At 61.1% G+C, this 8,394-nt stretch carries 7 protein-coding genes; 1 reads left to right on the top strand and 6 read right to left on the bottom strand.

Going from position 1 to position 8,394, the window contains the following annotated elements:
* Window positions 1-10: 10 nt before the first annotated feature.
* From AB1286_RS19360 to AB1286_RS19345, 4 genes are all read right to left on the bottom strand, one after another.
* Complete coding sequence (locus AB1286_RS19360; protein ID WP_430364780.1) at window positions 11-1,240, bottom strand: beta-ketoacyl synthase N-terminal-like domain-containing protein; 1,230 nt, start codon at window positions 1,238-1,240, stop codon at window positions 11-13.
* Window positions 1,241-1,331: 91 nt separating this feature from the next.
* A complete protein-coding gene (gene fabD / locus AB1286_RS19355) occupies window positions 1,332-2,456 on the bottom strand; it encodes an ACP S-malonyltransferase (protein WP_430364779.1) in 1,125 nt (374 codons plus the stop codon).
* Window positions 2,457-2,713: 257 nt separating this feature from the next.
* Entirely contained in the window at window positions 2,714-3,166 is a 453-nt protein-coding gene (locus AB1286_RS19350; RefSeq protein WP_430364778.1) for a hypothetical protein, read from the bottom strand.
* Window positions 3,167-3,182: 16 nt separating this feature from the next.
* Window positions 3,183-4,415 carry a cytochrome P450 gene (locus tag AB1286_RS19345; protein WP_430364777.1) on the bottom strand — a complete coding sequence of 411 codons (1,233 nt, stop codon included), beginning with the start codon at window positions 4,413-4,415 and terminating at the stop codon, window positions 3,183-3,185.
* Between the two features lie 666 nt (window positions 4,416-5,081).
* Here AB1286_RS19345 and AB1286_RS19340 point away from each other — a divergent pair.
* Entirely contained in the window at window positions 5,082-6,374 is a 1,293-nt protein-coding gene (locus AB1286_RS19340) for a glycosyl hydrolase (RefSeq protein ID WP_430364776.1), read from the top strand.
* A gap of 90 nt (window positions 6,375-6,464) precedes the next feature.
* Here the strand turns inward: AB1286_RS19340 and AB1286_RS19335 are convergent, their stop codons facing one another.
* Together AB1286_RS19335 and AB1286_RS19330 are read right to left on the bottom strand one after the other, a co-directional pair.
* Entirely contained in the window at window positions 6,465-7,175 is a 711-nt protein-coding gene (locus AB1286_RS19335; protein ID WP_430364775.1) for an SDR family oxidoreductase, read from the bottom strand.
* 68 nt (window positions 7,176-7,243) lie between these two features.
* Window positions 7,244-7,804: an ester cyclase gene (locus AB1286_RS19330; protein ID WP_430365125.1), complete on the bottom strand. Its 561-nt coding sequence runs from the start codon at window positions 7,802-7,804 to the stop codon at window positions 7,244-7,246.
* Window positions 7,805-8,394: the final 590 nt, after the last annotated feature.

Below are 8,394 nucleotides of genomic sequence, written 5' to 3'. Positions count from 1 at the left end.
CCTCGATTCGTTAGTGGTAACGCGTGAGGCACAACGCGGTGTTGATGCCCCCGAAGCCCATGCTCAACGTCAATGCGTTCTCGATCGAATGCGCGACGCTCTCGCGCCGGACCCAATTGAAGGCCGCATCGATCGGATCGTCCAAATTGCGAGTCGGATGCAGGCGCTTCGCTTGCATCTGGACCAACGTGGCGACCACCTCGACCGCGCCGGCCGCGCTCAATCCGTGTCCGACGATCGACTTCGTCGCATTCAGATACGCGTGGCGTAGACCGCTTTCACGCAGCGCGCCAAGCTCCGTCTCGTCGCCAAGCCTCGATGCCGTGCCGTGCGGGTTGACATAGTCGATATCGGCCGCGGCCATCCCGGCGCTATGCAAAGCCGCATCGATAGCGCGCATCTCGCCTTGCAGCGACGGATCGGGCTGGCGATTCGCGTCCATGGCCACGCCAAAGCCCGCTATGCGCGCGTAGGGCGTGACGCCGTCGCGCATTCGTGCCCCGATCCGCTCGATCACGACGGCACCGCAGCACTCGCCGTAGATGAAGCCGTCGTGGCAGCGGTCGAACGGCCGGCATGCGAGTTCGGGCGCATCGGCGTAGCGGTCCGAGCCCATCGCGCCCAGCGTGCGCAACGCTTGGCATTCCCAATGCGAGAGGTCCGTCATCGCCCCCAGCGCAATGGCCACGTCGAGCTGCCCGGCAAGCACCGCTTGGGCCGCCTGCACGATCGCGAGCTGCCCGCTCGCCGATGCACCGCCGACCGTGTACGCGAGCCCCTTGATGCCGAATTGCTGCGTGCACAGCCCGCACAGATCGGTGTCCATGAACGCGAGCGCGTGATGGGGCGGCACGAATGCCTCGCGGCCCATGTACGTTTCGTGGATCGATGCAAGCTCTCGCTGTTGGACGTTGGAGCCGCCGACGATCAAACCGACGCGCAGCGGATCGACGTCGGCCACGCGAGCGTCGTTCCACGCCTCGTCGAGCGTCGCCAGCGCCGCCTGCGCGCTGAACGAGGCGGTGCGGATCGACCGGCTCGATACGACGCCCGGCATCGCGAGCGAGGCGATCTCGGCACCGAGAAAGCGCGAGTCGCGTTGCCGGCCCGGGCGCCGCATCACATCGAATGCGGCGCAGCCGTCGAGCAACGCACGGCCGAACGCCGCTTGCCCCTGCCCGATCGCGGAGACCACGCCAATGCCGGTAATCGCGATGCCGGAGGATTCGGAATCTTTCATGAAGCGCGCATGCCGGTTCGCCGGGACGGCCGAATGCCTCGGCCTCCCGGTGAGGTTGAACGAATGAAATCGGCGATTCGCCGCGACCGGCTCAAACGATCTGGAGTTCGTCCAAATCGAAGTAGCCGTTGTAGCCCTTCAAATAGACCGCCGCGCGATGGCCGAACAGAACCAGAGCGCTCGTTCGCGTTTCGAGTTCGCCCTCGACGGTCCGAGCCGACCGCACCCTCGTGCCGATCGGATACGTCTGGTTCCACGCCGCCACTTTGTCGGCCGGCGATCGCGGTGGAATGTGCGCGTCTTCGCGAGCCGATGCCGCGCGCGGTTGCACGGTCGTGTCCGACGCTACCGGTAGCCCCTGTGGAGGGGCAAGCGGCGTCGCTTTGATCCTGGCAATCAGCTTCGTAAGCACATCGCTATCGCCGATCTCCTCGAAATCGGTTGCGCCCTGTGCCAGCAGATACTGGACGCTCTCGCACCATAGGACCGGGCGCGTGAGCTGATTGACGAGGTTCGCGACCACCTCGTCGTCGCCATAGGGCCGGGCCGATACGTTCGCGATCACGCTCTTTTTCAGCGGCGAAAAGATCGCGTTCATCAGATGACCCCGAAAGTCTTCGGCGATCGGGCGCATATAGCGCGAGTGAAACGCGCCGCTCGTGTTCAACGGGTAGAACATCCCGCCTGCGCGCTCGATAGGCGACGCCAAGCGTTCGAGGTCTTCGCGCAATCCCGCGATGATGCTTTGCGTGGGCGAGTTGTGAATCGCGATATCCACGCCCTGCGCGCCTTCTTCTCCAATGATCGCGGCGATCCGGTCTTGGCCGATATTCATGACCGCCGCCATGCCGCTGCCGGAGACCCTGCCCATCAACTCGCCGCGCACCTTCACGAGCCGCAGGCCGAGTTCGAAGTCGAAACAGCCGGCCGCCATCAGCGCATTGAATTCGCCCAGGCTGTGTCCCGCGAAAATCGCCGGCGCCTGCCCGCCGGTTTGCATTCGACGGAAATACGAGAGCGCGTTGACGACATAAATCGCCGGCTGCGTGAATTGCGTCTGGTTCAGTTCCTTTCTAGGATCTTCGAGACAGAGTTCCTTGATCGAATACCCAAGGATCTCGCTCGCCTGCCGCGTCAAATCGGGGAAATCATCGAATAGCGTGCCACCCATACCCCGAAGCTGGGAACCTTGTCCCGGGAACACGAAGACCTTCATCCCGCACCCTCCACCATTCATGAATGCCGAACTCAAGACGCGCCGGCTTACCTCCGCCCGAAGGCTCGGTCGCAAGCCGCGTCAGACGTCATCACTCAAACCGCATATCGCAGGAAAGCAGTGCTTCCTCGACGCATGTAGATTTTTTCAATTCACTTTGAAGGCACAATTTCGATGTGATTCACATCCCGAACCCGACGGCATGCGAATGACGCATCTAACTCAATCGATCGCCAATCGAAATTGCATTCGCCGCATTACCAAGCGATAGGTTCAGGAAGGCCGCGCGCCGCCGCCACCGGTTTCAAATCGGCAACGATCCGCTCATATCGCGCGGCTCCTGCGCCGAAAGGCGACAGGAGCGCATCGATTTCGCAGGCAGCGCCGAGCTTCGCCTTACCGTATTTCAGGCTGGTCGCCAGCGTGCCCGAGAGGCCCACGTCGATGAGCCGTAGCGTCCCGCTTTGCGTCGTACACAGCATCGTTGCGGCGGCATCGAAACGGATCGGCTTGCGGATGACGTCCCACAAATAGGTCGCGTCGATCTCGCGCAAAAGGCATAGCGTCTCCAGTAGCCGAGCTTGCTCGACAACAGCGCGCACCGCCTCTCGCACCGTGAGGCACTGCGCAAATTCCAGCGCGGCGAACGTACCCATGCTCGTCGCCATCAGGAAATCCGGCACGACGCCGGCGCGGCCCTGGGGCGGCATGGCGAATCCCGCGGGCTCAAAGGTCGACGCGAAGCGTGCGCAGCCCGCGCATCGCCGCGTGCCCGCGCCAATCCGGGCGCTCGTCGACTAGCTTCATATTCGGAAACTGACGAACGAGCGCGCCCACGGCAATCTGCCCTTCCAGCCGCGCGAGCGTGCTGCCGATACAAACATGATGATCGGCGCCGAACGCCAAATGCCGGTTCATTCGACGGTCGATATCGAAGCGATCGGGATCGTCGAACTGCCGCGGATCGCGATTCGCCGCCGCGGTGATGAAAATGACCGACCCGCCGGCGGGAATCACGGTGCCGTCGAATTCCACTTCGGCCGACGTCACGCGCCGCACAGCCTGCAACGGCGATTCGAACCGCAGCACCTCCTCGATCGCCGACTTGGTCCGCTCGGGATCGGTTCGCACGACGGCCAGGGCATCGGGGTGATTGAGCAGCGTATAGACGCCGTTGCCGATCAAATTGCGCGTGGTCTCATGTCCGGCGAAGAGCAGCATCACGCACTGCGCGAGCAAGTCTTCCTCCGACATCTTTTGGTCTTCGTCGTCCGCGATATCGAGCAAGAGGCTCAAGAGATTCTCCTCGCCCGTGTCCTTGCGCTCGCGGATGATCGTCTTGAAGTATTCCGACAACTCGAGCACCGCGTTCTTTGCCCGGTCCGCCGCCTCGACCGTGACATGCGGGTTCGCCAGCAACACGGCGATATCGTCGGTCAAAACGATGCACCGATCTTGCAACGATGCCGGCACGCCGAGCAGCTCGCAAATCACCCGCACCGGCAGCGGATAGGCGAAGTCGCGCATGACGTCGGGTTCCGCCACGGCGCTCAAATTGTCGAGCAGCGACGCGACGATCGAATCGATACGCGGCTTGAGCCGCTGAACCGTCAACGGAGAAAAGCCCTTGTTCATCAACTTGCGCAACGGCTTATGGCTCGGCAAATCGCGCATCAATAGCCAGCGCCCGATATGCGCGGCCAATTCCTCGAAGCGCGGCAACTCCTCCGACGGAACCGGTATGAGCTTATGCGCGGGCCTAGCGGAAGACAGCCTTGGATCGCGCAAATAGGTCGAGCAAGCTTCATAGCGAAACATGAGCCACGTATTGGGCATCATGTTCGAGATTTGAACCGTGGGACCGGCCAAATGCTTTTGGTAGGTCGGATACGGATCGCGATTGCGAAAGAATTCCTCGCTATAGAGGGTGGGTACAGCTTGTACGGCAACAGTATCCATATCTGAACGCTCCGACTCTATAGCGTGGTTATCTCGATTTACGGCGAGATTATCGGCCGTCGCACTAAACTTTAGAAACTACTAGAAATGGTTGATCACCCGAAAAAATAAAGTTCCAACAAAATACTTCATGATGATGACGAGAACACGATCAGATGACGACAGAATTTTGGTTTACTAAACTCGATCGACTTTGCGATCCCATACAAAACCGACTCCGCGTTCAATTTGTGGCATGCCATTCGAATACCTAATGGTGATGTCGTTAATTCATTACGCATACGCCTAAGTCATATTAGACGCCATGTACGATGGGCGGGCATGTGCGCACCCTCCTGGCACACGCGGCACACCTTGGGGTAGGACTTCCCGATACACGCGGCGATTCGCATCTTTCGAGTTCCATTCTTACCTGTTTTAAACCGCCCCCATCCCAATCAGACCTACCAAAAACGGTTGATTTTGGAACCGGTATCCAAAAAACCTATTTCGAACACCTATCATTCGTCGCGACATCGATTTTTGGATGTCAACTCAGTGCATTCATACCGTAAGTCAACCTGGTACTTTAAGGAGGGCAAGGAGATGAAGAAAGAAGGTTCTACATGCGCAATGCGACCGGCCTTGAAATTCATATCAACGGCTTTATTCGCATCGGCGCCGTTATTGGCTGGCACTAGCGCCGCCATGCTTTATTCGGCTTCCGCGCAGGCGTCGACCAGCTGCGCGGCAGCATGGAGCGCGAGCCAGGTCTATACGCAAGGGAACGTCGCATCGGTCGGCAGCGAGAACTATCAGGCCAATTGGTGGACGCAAAACCAGAATCCGGCGACGAACAGCGGCCCGGCCGGCAGCGGCCAACCGTGGACGGACGCGGGCGCCTGCACAGGCGGCTCCGGTGGGTCGGGTGGATCCGGTGGCTCAGGTGGATCCGGCGGCACGGGTACTGCGGCGGGCTTTATCTATAGCCCGTACAAAGACGCAACGATTTCGCTCAACTGGAACACGAACGTCATCTCGTCCAACGTCACCGGCCAAATCAGCCCAGTTCTATCGGTGCTTCCGTCGAGCGTTCATACGATGACCCTCGCGTTCGCTACGGGCGAATGCGGGAACGAAAATTGGGGCGGCGTGAGCGGCTCCGCGATGGCCGCCGCGAATGTGCCGCTCTTTACGGCGGCCAACGTCAACTACGTCATTTCCACGGGTGGCGCCGCGGGTTCGTTCACGTGCGGGTCCGATGCAGGCATGACCGCGTTCATCAATCGTTACGCGTCGAAAAACCTCGTCGGTATCGACTTCGATATCGAAGCGGGACAAACGCAGCAGGTGATCAACGATCTGGTGCAACGCGTGGCCATGGCGCAGCGCAGCTACCCCAACTTGCGCTTCAGCTTCACGCTCGCAACGCTCGCCCCCTCGCAACCGGGTTCGAGCACGGCGGTCTCGCTGGGCGCAAGCGCGCAGGACAGCTTCAACATCTACGGCGATTGGGTCATGCAAGCGATCCAAACGAACGGATTGAAGAACTACACGATCGATCTGATGACGATGGATTACGGATCGGCGGGTCCGGGCAATTGCGTCGTCGCGAACGGCGCGTGCGAGATGGGGCAGTCGGCGATTCAAGCCGCGATGAACCTACATGATCATTGGGGCGTGCCGTACGGCCAGATCGAAGTGACGCCCATGATCGGCGGGAACGACGTGGCGGGCGAGACGTTCACGACCGGGGACGCCGATGCGCTCTCCACGTTCGTCAAGCAAAACGGGCTGGCCGGACTGCACTTCTGGTCGTTCGATCGTGACGTCGATTGCGCGCCCGGCTCGGCATCGCCGACCTGCAATTCGATCGGCGGCGTGGGCACGTTGGGCTATACGAACCGCTTCGCAAGCGACCTCGGTTCGGCTGGCACGGTGTTGCTGAAAGCGAATGCCAAGGCGAAATCGAGCCAATGATTCGCCGGGCGTAGCACAGGCATCCGCTTCGAAGAAGTAACGTAGCGGCGCGCGGTGCCGTTCCGCACTGCGCGCCGTCGGCACGTCGCTTTACGCGATCGCGCCGCCCCCGTCGATCAATACGGTCGAGCCCGTCGCATAGAGCGTCGATGCCAGATAGACGATCGCATTGGCGACGTCCTCGGGCCGACCGACCGTGCGAGCCGGCAATCGCGCAGCCGCGCCCTCGTACATCTTCTCGCGCGCGGCCTCGTCGAGCTTCGACCATAGCGGCGTGGCGATCAGCCCGGGCGATACGGTGTTCACGCGCACTGGGGAGAACTCCAGCGCCATGCCGCGCGCCAACGCCTCGAGTGCCGCATTGATGGCGCCTTGCAGCACGGACGCCTTGCTGGGCCGGACACTCAAAAAGCCCGAGACCAGCGTCAACGAGCCGCCCTCTTTGATGCGCGCGGCACGGGCCACGCGGTAGGCGCCCCAAAACTTGCTGTTCATCGCCGCATAGGCGTCTTGCAGCGCAAGCCCGCGGACAGGCCCCGTCGGCGTTTGCGCGGCCGATACGACGACATGATCGAATTCGCCCGCACCGTCGAAGAACGCGGCGACGCTCGCGTCGTCGGTGATATCCACGATGCCGCTCAGTACGTCATGGCCGATCCGCGCCGCGCTTTGCGCGAGCTTGCCCGCGTTGCGCGAGACGATCGTCACGCTTGCGCCCTGCTCGGCGAACGCTCGCGCCGCAGCCTCGCCGATGCCCGAACTACCGCCCACCACCAATACACGCTGTCCATCGAATTTCATCGTCGTTTGCTCCCTTCAACATTCAAGACGGCATCCGCCGTGCCCCGCCGGCGTACCGTGCGTTGCCGTTAGATCTTGACGATGCCCATTTGCTTGAGCAACGTCAGGTTGTCCTCGATATGCCAGTTATCGGCAATCTTGCCGTCGCGAACCCGGTAGATATCGGTTGCGATGAAATCGATCGCCTGGCCGGCGCCCTGCACACCGTTGAACGTCCCCGTGAAATGTCCGGTAAAGCGCAGATGGGCGATCACGCGATCGCCGGCCACGATCATCTGCTCAACCTCGCAATGCACGTCCGGCACCGCGGCATGGAACGTTTTGGAGGCCGCCAGCGGCCCCTCGATGCCTTGCACTCGCCCAGGCGGCAACGTCCTGTCCGTGAAATCCGGCGCAAGCGCCGCACGGGCCATCGCCGCCTCCCCGGTCGTCCAAAAGGTGTCGTACTTGCGGGCGGCCAAGATCTGCCGTTGCGCTTGAGCGGCCGGCAAGCTCTTATCGACGATCAATTGCTTCGGTTGCACGAGATCGTCGGCATGCGCCGCCATGGGCGCCAGCAGCGCGAACGCCCCAGCGCCTATACCGAAGCGTAGTGCGCGCGCCGCGCCGTTGGAAGCCAGTGAATGCAATGCGTTTGCCATAGGTAGAACTCGCCGCGAAAGAAATGATGGCTCGTATTGTGGGTGCGCCGCGTCGCTTCGATAATGGGTCCTGTCCTTGAATGATTTTCAACGTGGACGAAAAGATCCCTCCCCCACGTCTCGCCTCGCCGGCACGCCTCAGTCATCGGGCACGCCCCCTCCTTCGGTAAGAAAGTCTTCTCTTACGGCAAGCCGGTAACTCATTTCGTATTACAGATCACTTGCGATTCGCATCCTCACTGTCGATTACCTTTATTGCCGGCTGTCAAACCATTGACATTCGGATGTGGGAGGCCGGCGAATACCCGAAGCAGCGACCGTACGTCGCATGACATCGCGATTGCCGCCGCGCCGCTACGCTCGGGCAGCCGCGTCAATAAAGCCCGCGCGGGCCGCAACGTTCGCGCAAACGTACGCGCGCGCGCATTTAAACGTTTGCGCCCGAATATGTTCATACACGAGGCCGATGAAACTTTTTCTGGTTAAACGAGAAACGACATTAATCCTTTTCTTGCCGATCCAATCCATGTTATTTTTGCGCGGCGCGCGCATCGGATGAAAAGGCCAATATCTCTTCC

Source organism: Trinickia sp. NRRL B-1857 (assembly GCF_050470685.1).
In the GTDB taxonomy this organism is placed as follows: Bacteria; Pseudomonadota; Gammaproteobacteria; order Burkholderiales; family Burkholderiaceae; genus Trinickia.
This window is presented reverse-complemented; position numbering and strand designations above follow the sequence as displayed.